Genomic DNA, 17,393 nt, shown 5'->3' on the forward strand with positions numbered 1-17,393 from the left:
TGCGGCGCCGGGCGTCGAAGCCACCCCTCGGGCGGTGCAGGCTTATGCGGCTCGTTGGTCGCATAAGGGGCGGGCGGCTGATGGCACTCGCGCTCGCGCTCGCGTTCGCGACGAGCGCATTGCCGGCCGCCGCGGCGTTGCCCCAACCGGCCGTATTGAGGGTGCTGGCGTGGCCCGGCTACGCGGACGACGATTGGGTCAGCGCGTTCGAGAAGCGCTTTCATGCCAAAGTCGAGGTCACGTTCGTCGATTCCGACGAGGCCCTATGGGCTCGCATGCACAGCGCCAATCCGCCGCCGTTCGACGTCCTCGCGGCCAATACCGCGGAGATCGCGCGCTACGCGCGAGCCGGCCTCTTGACGCCTCTCGATTTGTCCGCGATTCCGAACCGCGCGCGGCAGCGGCGATATTTTCGGCGATTGGGCGGCATCCCGGGCCTCGTCGACGGCCACGACGCTTACGCGATTCCATTCACCTATTCGTCGATGGGGCTGATCTACGATCGCAAGCAAGTGGCCGCGGCGCCGCGCTCGATGCTCGCCTTGTGGGACCCGCGCTATCGCGGCAAGGTACTCGACTTCAACAGTGCGGAGCACAATTTTTCGTTTGCCGCGCTGGCGCTCGGCTATAGCGATCCGTTCCACTTGTCGCCGAAGCAAATGCGCGCGGTCGCGCGCAAGCTGGTTCAATTGCGTCGCAATCTGCTCACTTACTACACGTTGCCCGAGGAGGCGACGGCGTTGTTCGTCCAGCATCACGTCGCGCTGATGTTCGGCAACTACGGGACTCAGCAGGTCGCGCTGCTGCGCCGGGCCGGGGCGGACGTCGGCTACGCCATTCCGGATGAAGGCGCGCTCGCTTGGCTCGATTGCTGGGCGATCGTCAAGGGAGCGGCCAACCCGGCGCTTGCCTACGACTGGATCGATGGGATGCTCGAGCCGTCCATCGGCAGTGAGCTCACGCAAAGGGAAGGCCTAGCGAATACGCTGTTGCCCGAGGCCGACCAAACGCCGGGCGACGCCCGCCGCCTGATTTGGATCGAGCGCGTCGAGAGCGACGGCGAGCGTGCAGCGCTGTGGCGGCGCATCGAATCGGGCGACCGTCTAGTGAATTTCCTGAAGTGATGAAACTCGGATTAAGCACCCGGCTCTCGATCCTGCTCGTCTGTATCGGCGTGGCGGCGTCGGGCGCGACCGGCTATTACGCCTACCGCGCCAACCGCTCGATGATGATGCTCGAAGCGCAAGGCGGTTTGCTGCCCGCCACGCAGTTGCTGAGTCAGCGCTTCACCGCCGCGTTAGCGGACGTGGCCGACGATGCCCTAGTGCTGGCGACTATGCCCTCGGCCGTGACCGTGGCGCGCGGCGACGATGCGTCCGATGCCGGCCGCGCGAGGCTCTCGCAGGTGTTCCTGCGATTCATGATGCATCACCCGGAGTATCTGACCATCCGCCTCGTCGCGCGATCCCACTACGGATTGGAACGGATCCGCGTGGAGCGCGGCCCGCACGGCATCGTTCTCGTGCCCGATAGCCGACTGCAGGAAAAAGGACACTTCGCCTATGTGTTCGATACGCTGGCGACGGTCCAAGGTCATGCGTATCTCTCGCCGATCGGCCTCACGCCCGAAGCCGGTGGGGGGCCGGACGCCGGAGCGGGCAGACCGACCATCTATATCGGCGCGCCGATCGCGGATGCGGGCGGAAGCAATGTCGGCGTGCTTGTCGTGGAGACGGACCTCACGCAGGTCTTTCAGCGCCTGGAGCGCGATTTACCGGCCGGCTACCTCGTCTATCTCGCCAATCAATGGGGCGACTTTCTGATTCATCCCGATGCGAGCCAGACTTTCGGATTCGAACATGGGCGGCGCGTGTTGGTGCAAAAGACGTTTCCCGCTACCGGCGCCTTGTTCGACGGCGGATCGGCCCGGGTGACGTTCAACGGATCGGCCGGTATCGGGCCCGGACCCATGCATGCGTTTGCTTTCGCGTTCTTGCGCGCGCCGTTCGGCGCCGTGGACGGCAACCGCTTCATCGTCGTCGGGCTCGGGCGCTCGTTGACGGGCGTGCTGCAATCGGCGAACGCATTGGGCGGGCAAATCGTACGTATGGTGCTCGTTTCCAGCGCCATCGCGATCGTGCTCGCGATCGTGTTCGGGCGTGCGCTGGCGCGTCCCCTGCGCGTACTGGCGGACGCCGCTACGCACCTATTCGAAGAATCTAGCGCGCCGCGCTTGCCGGTTGAGCGCTCCGACGAGATCGGCGTGCTCGCACGTTGTTTCGATCGAATGCGACTCGAAATTCGCTCCCAAATGAGTACACTCCATGCCAGGCAGCTCGAGTTGAGTCATCTCGCCGGGCACGATACGCTCACCGCGCTCCCGAACCGGATGCGGTTCATGGAGCGGCTCGAGGCGTCGATTCGGGAAGCGTCGAGAAACGGCGAGTCGCTAGCCCTGATGTTCGTCGACCTCGACGGCTTCAAGCAGATCAACGATCGCTTCGGCCACTCGGCCGGCGACGAAACGCTGGCCGTCGTTGCGCGGCGTTTGCGCGCGGCCGTGCAGGAAGCCGGACTCGTCGCCCGCTTAGGCGGCGACGAGTTCGTCGTCCTGTTCTCGAACCCGCGTTCGATCGAGGCGATCGGGCAGACGGCCCAGCGGATTTCGGCGGTGCTGGACGAGGAGGTCGCCATTGGGGCGCATCGAATGAGCGTCGGCGCGAGTATGGGCATCAGCGAATTCCCGGCCGACGCCACGAGCGCCGAGGAGCTACTGGCCAAGGCCGATGCCGCGATGTATGTTGCGAAAACCTCGCCGCACCGCCGCTATGTTCGCTATCGCGCGCTGAGCGACGGGCAATTGCAGGCACAGCAGGGAGGTGCCGGGGGCGCCGCCTAGCGGCATGCGTTGGGCACGATTGGCGATGGCCGAGGGAAAGTCCCGTGGCGCGAAAGCCGGGCGCCGGTTAGGGTTGCCGGGAGCGTTGCTGCAAAGCAGCGTCTGCACGATTTCAGCGGTTTACCGCCTAACGAGAACCGGATAATGCATTGCGCGGTTCATATTTTGCTGATTGCACGTGCAACTTGAGTGCTCGTTCAACGGGGCCAGCTATGTTCGACGAAAACGACGGAGCGTTGCTCGAAGTGTTGCTGGGAACGAAAAGCCCCTGCTGGCGGCTTGCCGCCGACAGTAACGCGTTGGAATTGGCGGCCCAGCCCGGCGCGGCAAACCTGAGCATCGCGCTCACCCCCGAGCAGGCGCGCGGTATCCGCGAACTGACGGGCGTCACTTCGCACCGTCTGCTCGACGTCTCGTTGCGCGGCCAACCGGTCTCGCTCCACCTCGTCGGCAAGAAGGTCGACGCGCGCAGTTGGGCGGGCACCGCGTGCGACTACTCGGACACGCTATCGGTCGCGAACGCGTTATCGAACGGACTGGCCGCCGCCGAGCAAGTCGTATCCGAAGTGAATTCGCTTGTCGTCATCCTCGATCGGAACGGCATCGTGCAGCGTTTCAATCGGATGTGCGAAGAGGTGACGGGCGTACGCGAAGTCGACGTGATCGGCAAGAGTGCATTCGATTTATTCATGACGCCCGATCAAGGGGAGCAGTCGCGCACCAACATCAGGCAATTCTTCGAGCGACAGGAGTCGTTCGAGGTCGAACGGGTAATCAACACGATCAAGGGGCGGCGTCTCTATCAATTTCGCAATAAGTTCGTCCATAGCGGCAGCGGAGTCGACGAAACCTTCATCATTTGCTCGGGGACGGACATCACCGACGAGCGCGATGCCCAGCGGCGCCTGAAGGAGTTGGCTTCCAAGGACGTGCTGACCGGCCTCATGAACCGCTATGCGATCAACGCGAAGATCGAATGGGCGCTCGAGGATGCGCGGGAGGACCCCTCGCGCGTGCTCGGCATCGTCTTTCTCGACCTCGATAACTTCAAACGCGTCAACGATCACTATGGGCACGTCAACGGCGACCGCCTGATCAAGCGCGTCTCGGAGCTCGTGAGCGAGTGCCTCGGCGAAGGCGTCACGCTGGCGCGCCTGGGCGGCGACGAATTCTTGATCTTGGTCGATTCGTGCACGCAGGAATCGCTCGAAACGCTCGCGCGGACGATCATCGACCGTCTGCGCATGCCGATCCATCTCGACATGATCGATGTCTACGCGAGCTGCTCGATCGGTATCGCGCTCTACCCGCAGCACGGGAAGACCCTGGAGGCGTTGATCTCGCACGCGGATACGGCGATGTACGCCGCCAAGGAGGCGGGCAAGCAGACGTATCGCGTGTTCTCGCCCGAGATGAACCAGAAGGTCGCCAAATATATTTGGCTGGACACCGAGTTGCGCAAGGCAATCGAGGAAAAGCAGTTCGTGCTGCACTACCAGCCGCTCATCAACCTATGCACGGGCCGCCTGCATAGCGTCGAAGCCCTGCTTCGCTGGCAGTCCACGAGCCGCGGGTTGGTGCCCCCGTCGGAGTTCATTCGGTTCACCGAGGAATCGGGCTTGATCATTCCGATCGGTCGATGGTTGATGCGGGAGGCCGCCGGGCAAGCGGCGCGATGGCGTGAAAGCGGGCTCGATATCCGCGTCTCGGTCAACGTGTCAGCGCGGCAGTTGCGCGATGCCGAACTCGTCAACCAGTTGCGCGAACTGGTCGAGCAAGATAGTGCGGCACGCACGCTGATCGACATCGAGTTGACGGAAAGCTGTTTTATCGAAGACGAAAGAGCGGCCATCGATCTGATGAGGCAGTTCAAGCAACTCGGCGCGCGCATCTTGCTCGACGACTTCGGCACCGGTTATTCGTCGCTCTCGCAGTTGACGCGATTGCCGATCGACGTGATCAAACTGGATCGCAGTTTCATTACCGGCATCGACCAGAATTTTCAGGCGCAGTCGCTTGTTCGCTCGGTTTTGGGGCTCGCGCGCGCGTTCGGTTTCACGATCGTGGCCGAAGGCGTCGAGACCGAGCGGGAGGTCCAGTTTCTTAGAGATATCGGCGTCGATTACGCGCAGGGTTTTTTCTATGCGAAGCCGATGGCTGCCGATGTCCTCGAAGCTTGGCTCCTAGACAAGAAGAAGCTCAGACTCATCGCCTGAGCTTCCCGGACTGGCCGCGGCGCTTGCGTTTAGGCCGGCGAGGGAACGGCCATGAGCTTCGATACTCGCCTGTTTTGCAGCACGACGAGCCGCTCCATGAACGCAATGTCTTTCTCTTCGAGCATGAAAGCCGCGTTCACCCAATCCTCGGTGATGTCCATCAACTCGGCGCGTGACAGCGGCAACACGCGCTGACGAGCGCGCAACATCGCGCGCGTACCGTTCAGCATGGGTCTGATGACGTCGATGAACGTGCGAGTCGAGATGGCGGCCTCGCCCGGTTCGAAGAGCCCGTCCACCAGTCCCCGCTGCTCATGCCATTCGGCGATACGCGATTCGCCGGTGCTGATCAACGTTTCCGCGACGCGCATGTTCGACTTGCGTGCCACGAGCGAATAGCCGCCCATTCCCGGAAACAGATTGAAGGCGATCTCCGGGAAGCCGAGTTTCGCGCCGCGCTGCCCGAGCACGTAATGATGCGCGAGCGCTGCCTCGAAACCCCCGCCGAGCGCGCTGCCTTCCACTACGGCGATCGTGACCGCGTCGGTGCCGAACCCGTTATAAATTTCCCAAACGCCGTCGATGCAAGAGCGCGCATAGGCCATGAGCCGGTCGCGTTCGCCCTTGCGAATCACGTCGACGAAGAAATCGAGATCGCCGCCCACGTTGAAGATTTCCGGCACGAGCGAGGCGGTGACCCAAAAGTCGATTCTGAGCCCCGACTCGCGCGCCGCGCGAGCCAGCCGGATGATGTCCGATACCAATTGCTGGTTGAAGCAGGGGCGCGGCGCCGAGCGCAGCATCATCCACATGATGCGTCTGTCCTCTTCGTAGTATGCCGAGAGTTGACTGAATTCGCCTGCCTCGTCAAAGGGGCGGCATTCGGGCGTGACGTGAAATTGCATGGTATTTCCTCTATGGCATTGAGTTGAACCACACTCAAAGAGGCGAATGCGTCTTTGGGCGCAGCAATTTTGCGTGACGCAACTCGTCTGCCGAGCGCCGTTGGTGAAAGTCCCAAGGGCGCAATCGATTGCGCGAAGGGGCGGCGATCGATCAATAGGCCTATGACGACTCGAATAGCGGACTATTCGCTCGGTATAAGGGCATTCGCACGATACGGATCGACAATTGAATGCGGCCGGCATCGACATCTGGCATCATCTGTTCCCGTATTGCCGTCAACGAGGAACGGCATGTTGGATGGCACGGGTGCTCGCCGCGACTTCGCCGGCGCAGTAGCGGCCAATGCGCGGAGATCATTTTCATGACGATGTCGACGAAGGGGCTGCGATTGGCCGAGGTATGGTTTCAACGCGGCTTATGGATCATTGCGATCGTATTCGCGGGCTTCCTGATCGGATTGGGCGGAAAGGTCGTCGACGATTTGCCGCGCGTCGAGAATGCGCCCGGTCGCGAGGGCTTCGTCGATCGGCAAGCGAGTGCGCCGTTGCAGGCGCGCCTATCGAAAGCGCAAGCCGAACTCGGCGCCAACGGCGATGCGCTCGAGCAAGCCATGCTGCTGCTCACGGCCGCCGAGCACGATACGCAGCAGGCGCGGGAAGCGTTTCGCACCACGATTGCAACGCGCCATGCCACCGCCGATGCTCAGCAAGATCCGTCGGTGACGGCGCATGCACAAGCGCTGGAGGCGGCGACGCGGCGCGAACGCGATGCCCAAGCGCGCATCGATACACTGAAACAGAATCGGCTGACGCTCGAGCGCGAGCGCGATACGGCCCAGCGCTCGCTCGACGAACTGGACGCGCGGGCCGATGAGCAGTATCGAAAAGCGCAGCGCATCGTCGAGCTGCGCGTATTCGGGATACGGTTGCTCTTTACGTTGCCGTTGCTGCTGATCGCCGGTTGGCTATTTGCGAAAAAGCGCAAGAGCCGCTACTGGCCGTTTGCCTGGGGCTTCATCTTTTTTGCGCTGTTTGCGTTTTTCGTCGAGCTGGTGCCGTATTTGCCGAGCTACGGCGGCTATGTGCGTTACGCGGTCGGCATTGTATTGACGGTACTGCTCGGCCGATATGCGATTCGGGCGCTCTCGCGCTATATCGAGCGCAAGCGCGAGGAGGAACGACAGCCTAGTACGAGCCGGCGCGAAGCGCTCGATTTCGTGAAGGCTTATGCGCAAGTCGCCGCGAAAGTGTGCCCCGGCTGCGAGCGGCCCATCGATACGGCCGACCCGCATGCGAATTTTTGCCCCCATTGCGGCATCGCCGTATTCAACCACTGCGCCCACTGCCAGACGCGCAAGAACGCGTTCAGCCGCTTTTGCCACGCTTGCGGTCAGGCCGAAGGCTAGCCATCATTCGGTGCGTTCGAGCGATCGCCGCGTAGCTCCACCCCAGGCTGGGCACAAGACGTGCTCCCCGAGTTCATGCGTTCATTCCGCACCTGAACCCAGCCGGCGACTCGCCCGGCTCTCGGAGACAACTCATGGCCGAACTCAACGCACCTGTTACCACTACCGCCGCCTGGGCGGAAGACGTCGATGCTTGGCGACCGCATTCGGCGGTCGTTTCATGGAGTGCCGTATTCGCGGGCGCAGTCGCGGCCGCCGCATTCGGCTTGATCTTATTGACGCTCGGCACGGGCCTCGGGCTTGCCGCGCTGTCGCCCTGGCATCCCGCGGGCAACAGTGCAACGGCATTCGGCTTTGCCGCGGTCATCTGGGTTTGCGTGACGCAGGTTTTGACCTCGGGCCTCGGCGGATATCTCGCCGGCCGCCTCCGGCATCGATGGCCGGCGGTTCACACCGATGAAGTTTACTTCCGCGATACGGCCCATGGCTTCCTTTCGTGGGCGCTCGCCACGCTAGCCACGGCGGCGCTTGCCGCCGCGATGTTGCCGGCGGCCGAACATGCCGGCGCGCAAGCCGTGGAGAAAGCGGCATCGCCGTCCTCCGTCGTCGACCGCGGCGATGCGAAAGCCGGCATGGACCGCTGGCCCGTGGGGTATTACGTCGATTCGCTATTTCGCCGTCCGGCCGCGGCGTCCCCGGCCCCGTCCGCGGTTCAGCCCTCGGCCGCACCGGCGATCGCAAGCCCGGCCGCGAATACGGCGGCGAGCGATGCGTCCAGCGCCTCCGCGCCGGCCGCCGCGGCACCCGCACTCTCCGCTAGCCAAGGCGCCAATGCCAACGTCGCATCGGGAAGCGTGGTCGCGCCGGTTGCGACGCCAGCCGTGACGAGTACGGCCGAACCCGCGGCCGCCCCAAGCGAGGCTGAGCGAAACGGCCCGCCGCCGAAGGACGAGATCACGCGGATCTTCCTCAATAGCTTGGCCACCGACGACCCGCTGTCGGTCGCCGATACCGCCTATGTGGCGCGGATCGTCTCGAGCTACACAGGGTTGTCGCCGCAAGCCGCGCAATTGCGCGTGGCGGCCACCTATGGACAGCTTCAGCAGAAGGCGGCGGCAATCGAGGGGGCCGCCAAGGTGGCCGCCGACAAGGCGCGCCGCGCTAGTGTCGGCGTATCGCTTTGGCTGTTCGTCGCGCTGCTGCTCGGTGCGTTTTCCGCAAGCTTCATGGCGATCTTCGGCGGGCGCTTGCGCGACGTATAGCGCGATGGCGAAGCCGCCCACGTTTCCACTAGGGGATGGGTCGTTGCTGTTCGATCATCCTGACCGTCCCCGAATCCGCACTTTACCGACTAAGGAGGACCTATGCGCTCGATCCTGCTCTATCTGCTCGGTGTACCGATTCCGATCATCATCTTGATCGCGTTGCTTTATCACTGACCGATCGTATCGGTACGGGCCCGGATGGAGGCCCGTACCGCCCCGCACCCGACGCGGGTTTATTGTGCGAGCCGGTTATTGAGCATCTTCGGTCAAGGTTTTTTCCAGCCGCATGAAGATTCGCTGCGTTTGTCCCTTCGCGTGCAACGCGAAAAGCAGCAGCGAGCGTCCCGTCACCTGATAGACGTCGCCCGTTTCGAATTCAGGCAACTCCTCCCGAACGGGCATGTTCGTGTCGATGAGGCAGCTCCATTGATCGCTGCCCGGGATATCGGGCAGTCTGAATTCGACCACGTCGTGATGCGCATTGAGCACGATGAGCAGCGTGGCGTCCGATGCGGGTTTGCGAATCCCGCTCGTTTGCGCGCGCCCGTCCAAGAGGACGCCGAAGCAGCGCATCGACGGATCTTGCCATTGCTCCTGCGTCAATTCGGTGCCCGCCGGACTCATCCAGCGCACTTCGCTCAATTGTTGGCGCTCGTCGAATTGCCCGGTCAAGAAACGATTGCGGCGCAGGACGGGCAAGGTATGGCGCAATGTCGTCAGCTTGACGACGAAATCGGTCAGCGCCCGGCCATCGTCGTCGATGGCATCCCAATCGACCCAGCTTATTTCGTTATCCTGACAATAAGCATTGTTGTTGCCGTGCTGGGTTCGGCCGAATTCGTCGCCGGCCAAGATCATCGGCGTGCCTTGCGAGAAGAGCAGGGTGGCCAGCAGGTTGCGCTTTTGCCGCTCGCGCAGCGCGCGAACGTTCGGGTCGTCCGTGGGGCCTTCGACGCCGCAATTCCATGACTTGTTGTCGGAATGGCCGTCTTTGTTGTCCTCGCCGTTCGCGTCGTTATGTTTGTCGTTGTATGAAACGAGGTCGTTCAACGTGAAGCCGTCGTGCGCGGTCACGAAATTGACGCTAGCCCAAGGTCTGCGGCCGCGCCGATTGAACTTGTCGCCCGAGCCTGTGAGCCGGCTGGCCAATTCCGGCGCGGCGCCGTCGTCGCCCTTCCAAAACTCGCGGACGGTATCGCGAAAGCGGTCGTTCCACTCGGCCCAACCCGGCGGGAATCCTCCCACTTGATAGCCGCCGGGGCCGCAATCCCAAGGCTCGGCGATCAGTTTGACGCTGGATAGCACGGGGTCTTGCCGGCAACTATGGAGGAAGCCGCCGCCCTCGTCGAATCCATACGGTTCGCGGCCGAGAATCGTGGCTAGATCGAAACGGAAACCATCGACGTTCATTTCGCCGACCCAGTAACGCAAGCTGTCGGTGACCATTTGCAGGACGCGCGGATGAGATAGGTTCAGTGTGTTTCCCGTGCCCGTATCGTTGATGTAGTAGCGTTGCTGGTCGGGCAAGAGCCGGTAATAGGAGGCATTGTCGATGCCGCGAAACGACAGCGTCGGTCCGCGTTCGTTGCCCTCGGCGGTATGGTTGTAGACGACGTCGAGAATGACCTCGAGCCCGGCGTCATGATAGCGGTCGACCATCTCCTTGAATTCGCCGATCGCGCCCGCGCCGCGTGCGAAGAAGCGCGGGTCGGCCGCGAAAAAGCCGATCGTGTTGTACCCCCAGTAGTTCGTCAGGCCTTTGTCCAGCAGGTAGCTGTCGTTGACGAAGGAATGGATCGGCATGAGTTCGATCGCGGTCACGCCGAGGCGCTTGACGTGATCGATGACCTCCTTTTGGCCGAGGCCCTCGAAGGTGCCGCGCAGGCGTTCCGCGAGCGCGGGGTGCCGCTTCGTATAGCCGCGCACGTGAAGTTCGTAAATGATCGTGCGGTCCCATGGCACGCGCACGCGCATAGGGTGCGTCCACGAAAAATTCTGATCGACGACGACGCACTTCGGCATAAACGGCGCGCTGTCGCGTTTATCGAAGGTCAGGTCGTCTCCTTGCGCGCCGATCGTGTAGCCAAACACGGCCGGATCCCATTTCAATGAGCCGACGTGCGCCTTGGCATAGGGGTCCAGCAGCAGCTTGTTCGGATTGAATCGATGGCCCGCTTCGGGCTCGTAGGGACCGTGGACACGGTAGCCGTAGACGCTGCCCGGCGTAAGGTCGGGCACATAGACGTGCCAGACTTCGTCGGTGTATTCGGGCAACTCGATCCGCTCGAGTTCGCGTTGCCCGCTTTCGTCGAACAGGCAAAGCTCGACTTTGGTCGCATTGGCGGAGAACAGCGCGAAATTGACGCCCGCGCCGTCCCAGCTTGCGCCCAGCGGAAATGGAAGTCCTTCGGCGATCGATCTGGTGCTTGACATGGCCTCTCCCGGCGGTTGCATCTTGGCGCGAGCAATGAGCAAGCCCTGTTCCCGTGCCGAGGCCCACTTCTAAATATGCCGCTACATCGATACCGGCTTGTAGAGGGCTTGTAACGACGCCAGTGAGAGGCCGTTGCACTCGTGCCGGCCCGGACAGCACGCGTCGATGGGCGCTAAAGAAAACCCGCTCTGTGCCGTAGATGAAGAAAGCCAAATCGATAAAAAGCGGTAATGTTTCGACCCTTTGCAATCATCACCGCGCGCGCGTTTACGGTGGGGACCCTGATCGCGCTCTTTTGCACGGCGCCCTGCGCTTTCGCGGATGATGTCTTTCCGATCTTCACACTGAGCGGCTTCGGCACGCTCGGCGCAACCTATTCGAGTTTGCACACCGCCGACTACACGGGCGGGCCGTTCGAGCCGAACGGCGCGGGTGCGAGCCGTCATATCGATTTCGCGGGCGACTCGCGGCTGGGTCTGCAGTTGAGCGCGAAATTCACGAATAAGTTCTCGGCGCTGATACAAGTCGTATCGCAAGAAAACTACGACAACAGCTTTACGCCGAAGCTCGAATGGGCCAACCTGGACTATGGCTTCACGCCCGATATCAATCTGCGCGCGGGCCGTATCGAGCTACCGACATTCCTCACGTCCGACTGTCGGGAAGTGGGTTATGCGAACCCTTGGGTCCGCGTGCCGCCCGAACTCTACGACGTGCAGCCGATCACGAGCAGCGACGGCGTGGACGCGTCGTACCGAGTGCATATCGGCGCGGTCACGAATACGGTGCACGTCATCTACGGGGAAAGCGTTTTTCACGTTGCGCCTGGGCCGCTGCGAACGCAAGGCACCGGTATTTTCGGCGTATTCGATACGGCCGAGTATCGCGCGCTGACGGCGCACTTGGGTTACTTGCGTGCGCATGTGACCGTGCCGTTCGCGAGTGACTTGCCGGTGACGGTCTATAGCGCGGCCGCGAGCCTCGATATGGAGCGTTGGTTTTTGCAGGGCGAGGTGGCGCGCGCAACGGTCGACGGGCTGACGCCCGGTTATATCGCGGGTTATGCGACGGCCGGCCTGCGTTTGGGCAAGTTCACGCCGTACCTGACGTACGCGGTGGAGCATTCGCTCGATCGCCCCGTGCTTTCGCCGAATCTGAATACCGGACAGCGGGGCGCGTCGGCCGGCCTGCGTTGGGACTTTGCAAAGAACCTCGATCTGAAAGTGCAGTATGACCGCGTATGGACGCCGGCGGGCTCGACGGGGCTCTTCATGAACGAGCAGCCCGACTTCCAACTCGGCAGCGGCACCGACGTCGTCACCGCAACCCTCGACTTCGTGTTTTGACGAGGGCGCGATGAGAACGGCGATTCGAATGCTGCGCGCGTTCCCGCTCGGTGCCGCGCTGCTCGTTTGCGCGAGCCTGTGCCGCGCCGAACTGGTGGTCGTCGTGTCGGCGAAAAGTCCGGTGAGCGGGCTTTCGGAAAACGAGGTGGCCGATATTTATTTGGGCCGTACGAGTCAATTGCCGGGCGGCCCGCGCGTCGTCCCGATCGATTTGGCCGACGATGCGGCCAGGCGGGCGAACTTCTATCGGATCGTGTGCGGCAAGTCGCCCGCGCAACTACGCGCCTATTGGTCGAAGCTCGTATTCACCGGCAGCGGCCAGCCTCCGCGCGAGGTCGCGGATGCCGAAGCTTTGAAGAAGCTGATCGCGAGCGGGACGAACGCGATCGGCTATATCGACGGCAGCCAGCTCGACGCTAGCGTCAAAGCTGTCCTGACCTTGCACTGACTCTGACATGAGCGCCGGATCCCAATGAGCGAGACCAGAACAACGATGGGTGGTCCAGCAGGTGCCGTATTCCAGCGGGCACGCGCGCGTATGCGCTGGTTGATCGCCTACGCTCGGCCGCGATTGACGCAAACATGGCTTTGGTTTCCGGTGTTTGCCGTCGTTCTGCTCGTGCTGGCGTGGGGCGCGCTCATCGACGTGCTGGAGGTCGAACATACGGCGGCCACCATCGCCGCGGTCAAATCGAGCCGCGAGCTGGCCGACACCTACGAGGCGCAAGTCGTGCGCAGCCTCGTCTCGATCGATCAAACGCTCAAGACCGTGGCGTATGCCTACACGGTGAGCGGCGACGAGGCGCTGGGCCGGCTCCAAAACAGGGATATGCTGCCCTCCGCGATCGTTTTCCAAATGACGATCACGGACAGTCGCGGCAACGTCACGGCCAGTACGCACACCGTCACCACGCGCAATGTGGCGGACCGGTCGTTTTTCCGGGTGCAGCGGCATGGCGACGCGCTGTTCGTCGGCCGCACGCGCAGCAATCGCGAAACGAACGCGCCGGAGCTCGTATTCAGCCGCCGCCTATCGACGGCCGCCGGCGAATTCGCCGGTGTCGTGACCTTGACGGTCGATCCTTCGTATTTCACGAGCAGCTACGATTCGTTGCGGATGGGGCGGCAGGGATTCCTCGGGCTGCTGGGTACCGACGGGACGATGCGAGTGCAGCAGACCGGAGAGGACATCGCCTGGGGCGCGGCGATTTCGCCGGCCTCGGATTCGGCGGACGAGACCGAGGAACTCGCGGTCCAGCCGTGGGACGCGGGCGTCGAGCGCTTCACGAACGTGCGCCTGCTGCACGGCTTTGGGCTGATCGCGATCGTCGGGCTGTCGAAAGACGAGCAATTGGCCCGCTATCGGCACGACCGTCTCCTCTATGTCGGCGAAACGATCGTCGGGAGCGTCTTGCTCGTGGTGCTGACGACGATCCTCAGTCTAAAGAGCCGCGAGTTGTCGAGAAGCCAAGCGCGGGCTCGAAGACTGCGCCAAACCTATTCGGTCGCCTCGGAAGCGAGCTTGGACGCCTTTTTCGTATGGGAGCGCGTGAGCGCCGATCACGACCTGCCGGCGCCGGGCAAGGCTGCGCCGTCGCACTTCGTCTTGCGCGACGTCAGCCGCCGCGGCGTCGAAATGATGGGCAAGGCGCGCGATGCGTTGATCGGCGCATTGCCCGATGACGTATTTGCCGATCGGGGCGAGGGCGGTACGGCGCGCGAATTTTCGAGCTTATTCGACGGAGGAGACGTAGCCGAGCGCGAATGGCGTCACGTGCGCCCGGACGGTTCGGCTGTTTGGCTGCATCGGCAGTTGGTGCGCGTGGACGACGGCGTGGTGGCGATCGTGCGCGATGTCACCGCGCGCAAACGCGCGGAAGTCTTGCGCTCAGAGCAAAACCGAGTGCTGGAAATGATCGCCGCCAGCACGCCGCTGGAAGACGTGCTGAGCGCGCTCATGCATTTGCTCGAGTCGCAGATTCCCGATTGCGCGTGCGTCGTCATGCTGCGCGACGAAGATGGCTTGCACTTGCGTGTCGGCGCGGCGCCGAGTCTGCCCGAGGCGTTCAGCCAGCTCGCGAACGGCTGGACGATCGGCCCCGATTCGGGACCGAGCGGCTTGGCGATTTATACGCACCAGCCGGTTTCCATCAACAATCTGCCCGGTCATGCGCGGCATAGCGAGTTCGTCGTCAAGGCGCGGATGCAGGCGTATAGCGCTTGCCGGGCCATGCCGATTCTCTCGCACGAGGGCAGCGCGCTAGGCGCACTCACGGTCTTCGCGCACGGCGAGCGTGCCTACGACGAGATCGAAGCACAAACGGTCGCGATGGCGCTCCGTATCGCCGGCATCGCCATCGAGCGGACGCGCGCCGAAGACAGCATCCGTCACATGGCGAATCACGATGCGCTGACCGGGTTGCCGAATCGCACGCTGCTCGCGGATCGGCTCGGCCAGGCGCTCGCGCATGCGCACCGGTATGCACGCGGCGTGACGGTTGCATTCGTCGATCTCGACAACTTCAAGCTGATCAACGACAGCCTCGGGCATCATTCGGGCGACCGATTGTTGAAGACGATCGCCACGCGTATGCGCGAATGCGTACGCAGTACCGATACCGTCGTGCGGTTGGGCGGCGACGAATTCGTGCTCGTGCTGTTCGACGACTTGCTCGACGAGCGGGAGCTACGGGCCGTAATAGAACGCGTGCGCAAGGCGATCGCCGAGCCCGTCGAGCTGGAAGGGCAGGCGTATAAAGTCACGTGCAGCCTAGGGCTCGCGCGCTACCCGGCGGACGGCGAGGACGCGCAGACGTTGCTGATGAACGCCGACGCCGCGATGTACCGGGCCAAGGAATTGGGGCGCAACAACTACCAGTTCTATACCGCGGAGATGAACATCAAGGTCCACGAGCGGTTGCGCCGTCGCGAGCAGCTCGGCGTCGCGCTCGACGAGGGCCAATTCCGCCTGGTGTATCAGCCTCAAATCGATGCGCGCACGGGTGCGGTGTTCGGCGTCGAGGCACTGTTGCGCTGGGATCACCCCGTCGAAGGCACGATTTCACCGGCCGACTTCATTCCGATCGCGGAGGAAACGGGCCTCATCGTGCCGATCGGCGATTGGGTGCTCGAGACGGCGTGCGCGCAAAATCGGCGCTGGCAAGACGAAGGTCTGCCGCCGATCACGATGTCGGTCAATGTCTCCGCGCATCAGTTCTTGCGCCGAGGCTGGATCGAGCAAGTGGCGAAGGCGCTCGCCCGCACCGGGCTCGCGCCGCACTATCTCGAACTGGAGTTGACCGAGAGTCTCATCATGCGCGACTTGGACGGCTCGATCGAGACGATGCAGCGCTTGCAGCAGATGGGCGTGCGCCTTTCGATCGACGACTTCGGTACGGGCTACTCGAGCTTGAGCGCGCTGAAGCATTTCCCCGTCGGACGGCTCAAGATCGATAAGTCGTTCGTGCGCGAGTTACCGCACGGCGAAGACGACAAAGCGATTGCGATCGCCGTCATTTCGCTCGGGCAGAGGCTGAACCTGAGCGTGATCGCCGAGGGCGTGGAGACGCAGGAGCAAGTCGATTTCCTCGCCGACAACAATTGCCATGAGATTCAGGGCTACCATTTCAGCAAGCCCGTGTCGCCGGGCGAGATCCAATCGATGTTGCGCGGCGCGCGGCAGGCCATCGATGGCCCGTGATTGAAAACGTTCAATACGGGCGCTTGAAAATACCGCATCGGTATTCAATGCGCCTGTCATTGAGTTGAAAGAGTTCTCCGCTAGGGATCGAATCGGTTTCATCTGGGATCGGTTTCGTCCTTGCATCGGCGCGATTAGGGTTTTTACTTAATAACGTTCTGCCCGTCACACTCGGAAATCTCGCTCGTTACTTAAAACTGCCGTGCGTGGCGCGGTCCGAAATTCGAATACCCACAGTCTGTTCGCTAGATCACACTTTTTAAGTTTTCTATGCTAGAGTCCGGCGTCAAAGACATCAGAACAGAAGTTTGCTAAGCGTGACAGACCACTTCAGCTTTTCAACACAGGACCAACCCACGGATCTTCGAACGTCTACCGTTTGATTAAGCCATCAAGAGGTACGCGCGGATCGGCGATCTCGCTTGCCTTTGCAGTGAATCGGTATGCGGTCGGGGGGCGTGCCGGTTCATCGCCATGGCCGGGACTCGGTGCGACACAGGTGGCCCAATCGGGCTGCTTCGCTTCGCCCGCCGTTCCGGTATCTTCGGGGTGATTTTTTCTCCCCCGCCGCAGGACCCGCCCCCCTACGAATCCGAGTCATTTCATCGCGAAGCGTCATGCACGGCGCCATGTCGATCGCGTGTTTGTGTTTTCCAGTCCGGAGGGGACCATGTCCAATAGTTTGCAGAAGTGGGTCGGGCGCAATCGTCCGCCGCGCGTTCAGATCACCTATGACGTCGAGATCGGCGACGCGGTCGAAAAGCGCGAGTTGCCGCTCGTCGTCGGCTTGCTCGCCGATTTGTCGGGTCAGCCGGCCACGCCGCTGCCGAAGCTGAAAGAGCGGCGCTTCGTCGAGATCGATCGCGACAACTTCGACGAAATCATGGGCAAGGTCGCGCCGCGTCTGGGTCTGTCGGTGCCCGACACGATGAAGGGCGAAGGCAACCTGAAGGTCGAACTCAAGTTCAATCAGTTCTCCGATTTCCATCCCGAGAGCATCGTGCGTCAAGTCCCGCGCTTGGCGAAGCTGCTCGAAGCGCGTCAGCAGTTGCGCGACTTGCTCGGCAAGCTCGACGGCAACGACGAGCTCGATTCGATTCTCGAGCGCATCGTCCAAAACTCCGAAGAGTTGAAGAAAGTGCAGAGCGAGGCGAACGGCGGTGCGGCTGCCCCCAGCGCCGAGCCGGCTGCCGAAGACACGCCGTCGGCATGAGCGGCGCGA

At 62.6% G+C, this 17,393-nt stretch carries 11 protein-coding genes; 9 read left to right on the forward strand and 2 right to left on the reverse strand.

Annotation, left to right across the window (positions count from 1 at the left end; translation table 11 throughout):
* Positions 1-80: 80 nt before the first annotated feature.
* The 3 genes from DXT59_RS03005 (at position 81) to pdeR (ending at position 5,115) form a co-directional block, all read left to right on the forward strand.
* Positions 81-1,124: an extracellular solute-binding protein gene (locus DXT59_RS03005; RefSeq protein ID WP_240324378.1), complete on the forward strand. Its 1,044-nt coding sequence runs from the start codon at positions 81-83 to the stop codon at positions 1,122-1,124.
* Complete coding sequence (locus DXT59_RS03010; RefSeq protein ID WP_116135454.1) at positions 1,121-2,899, forward strand: diguanylate cyclase domain-containing protein; 1,779 nt, start codon at positions 1,121-1,123, stop codon at positions 2,897-2,899. The genes DXT59_RS03005 and DXT59_RS03010 overlap by 4 nt, the downstream gene beginning before the upstream one ends.
* A gap of 212 nt (positions 2,900-3,111) precedes the next feature.
* Positions 3,112-5,115 carry a cyclic di-GMP phosphodiesterase gene (pdeR, locus tag DXT59_RS03015; protein ID WP_116135455.1) on the forward strand — a complete coding sequence of 668 codons (2,004 nt, stop codon included), beginning with the start codon at positions 3,112-3,114 and terminating at the stop codon, positions 5,113-5,115.
* A 29-nt stretch (positions 5,116-5,144) separates the two neighbouring features.
* Here the strand turns inward: pdeR and DXT59_RS03020 are convergent, their stop codons facing one another.
* Entirely contained in the window at positions 5,145-6,020 is an 876-nt protein-coding gene (locus DXT59_RS03020) for a crotonase/enoyl-CoA hydratase family protein (RefSeq protein ID WP_116135456.1), read from the reverse strand.
* Between the two features lie 362 nt (positions 6,021-6,382).
* Here DXT59_RS03020 and DXT59_RS03025 point away from each other — a divergent pair, with 362 nt between their 5' ends.
* Together DXT59_RS03025 and DXT59_RS03030 are read left to right on the forward strand one after the other, a co-directional pair.
* Positions 6,383-7,426, forward strand: coding sequence for a double zinc ribbon domain-containing protein (locus DXT59_RS03025; protein WP_116135457.1), 1,044 nt, complete (start codon positions 6,383-6,385; stop codon positions 7,424-7,426).
* Positions 7,427-7,560: 134 nt separating this feature from the next.
* Positions 7,561-8,688 carry a hypothetical protein gene (locus tag DXT59_RS03030; RefSeq protein ID WP_116135458.1) on the forward strand — a complete coding sequence of 376 codons (1,128 nt, stop codon included), beginning with the start codon at positions 7,561-7,563 and terminating at the stop codon, positions 8,686-8,688.
* A gap of 252 nt (positions 8,689-8,940) precedes the next feature.
* Here DXT59_RS03030 and glgX read toward each other — a convergent pair whose 3' ends face one another.
* Entirely contained in the window at positions 8,941-11,124 is a 2,184-nt protein-coding gene (glgX, locus tag DXT59_RS03035) for a glycogen debranching protein GlgX (protein WP_116135459.1), read from the reverse strand.
* 231 nt (positions 11,125-11,355) lie between these two features.
* Here glgX and DXT59_RS03040 point away from each other — a divergent pair, with 231 nt between their 5' ends.
* The 4 genes from DXT59_RS03040 to tssB all read left to right on the forward strand — a co-directional run bounded on the left by DXT59_RS03040 (position 11,356) and on the right by tssB (position 17,384).
* The gene (locus tag DXT59_RS03040; RefSeq protein WP_116135460.1) at positions 11,356-12,471 is read left to right on the forward strand and encodes a hypothetical protein; all 1,116 of its coding nucleotides are present in this window, start codon (positions 11,356-11,358) and stop codon (positions 12,469-12,471) included.
* A gap of 10 nt (positions 12,472-12,481) precedes the next feature.
* Positions 12,482-12,919 (forward strand): type 2 periplasmic-binding domain-containing protein, encoded by a 438-nt coding sequence (locus DXT59_RS03045; protein ID WP_116135461.1) that lies wholly within the window; start codon positions 12,482-12,484, stop codon positions 12,917-12,919.
* Positions 12,920-13,009: 90 nt separating this feature from the next.
* Positions 13,010-16,171, forward strand: a complete 3,162-nt coding sequence (locus DXT59_RS03050; protein ID WP_162877927.1) for a bifunctional diguanylate cyclase/phosphodiesterase — start codon at positions 13,010-13,012, stop codon at positions 16,169-16,171.
* Positions 16,172-16,841: 670 nt separating this feature from the next.
* Positions 16,842-17,384: a type VI secretion system contractile sheath small subunit gene (gene tssB, locus DXT59_RS03055; protein WP_116135463.1), complete on the forward strand. Its 543-nt coding sequence runs from the start codon at positions 16,842-16,844 to the stop codon at positions 17,382-17,384.
* The last annotated feature ends 9 nt before the right edge of the window (positions 17,385-17,393 follow it).

The sequence above is a fragment of the Trinickia diaoshuihuensis genome (assembly GCF_003390925.1).
In the GTDB taxonomy this organism is placed as follows: Bacteria; Pseudomonadota; Gammaproteobacteria; order Burkholderiales; family Burkholderiaceae; genus Trinickia; species Trinickia diaoshuihuensis.

Coding starts and splice junctions, on each gene's coding strand:
- DXT59_RS03020 (WP_116135456.1), bottom strand. CDS start 6,020: ATGCAATTTCACGTCACGCCCGAATGCCGCCCCTTTGACGAGGCAGGC.
- DXT59_RS03025 (WP_116135457.1), top strand. CDS start 6,383: ATGACGATGTCGACGAAGGGGCTGCGATTGGCCGAGGTATGGTTTCAA.
- DXT59_RS03005 (WP_240324378.1), top strand. CDS start 81: ATGGCACTCGCGCTCGCGCTCGCGTTCGCGACGAGCGCATTGCCGGCC.
- pdeR (WP_116135455.1), top strand. CDS start 3,112: ATGTTCGACGAAAACGACGGAGCGTTGCTCGAAGTGTTGCTGGGAACG.
- DXT59_RS03030 (WP_116135458.1), top strand. CDS start 7,561: ATGGCCGAACTCAACGCACCTGTTACCACTACCGCCGCCTGGGCGGAA.
- DXT59_RS03045 (WP_116135461.1), top strand. CDS start 12,482: ATGAGAACGGCGATTCGAATGCTGCGCGCGTTCCCGCTCGGTGCCGCG.
- DXT59_RS03040 (WP_116135460.1), top strand. CDS start 11,356: ATGTTTCGACCCTTTGCAATCATCACCGCGCGCGCGTTTACGGTGGGG.
- DXT59_RS03050 (WP_162877927.1), top strand. CDS start 13,010: ATGCGCTGGTTGATCGCCTACGCTCGGCCGCGATTGACGCAAACATGG.
- glgX (WP_116135459.1), bottom strand. CDS start 11,124: ATGTCAAGCACCAGATCGATCGCCGAAGGACTTCCATTTCCGCTGGGC.
- tssB (WP_116135463.1), top strand. CDS start 16,842: ATGTCCAATAGTTTGCAGAAGTGGGTCGGGCGCAATCGTCCGCCGCGC.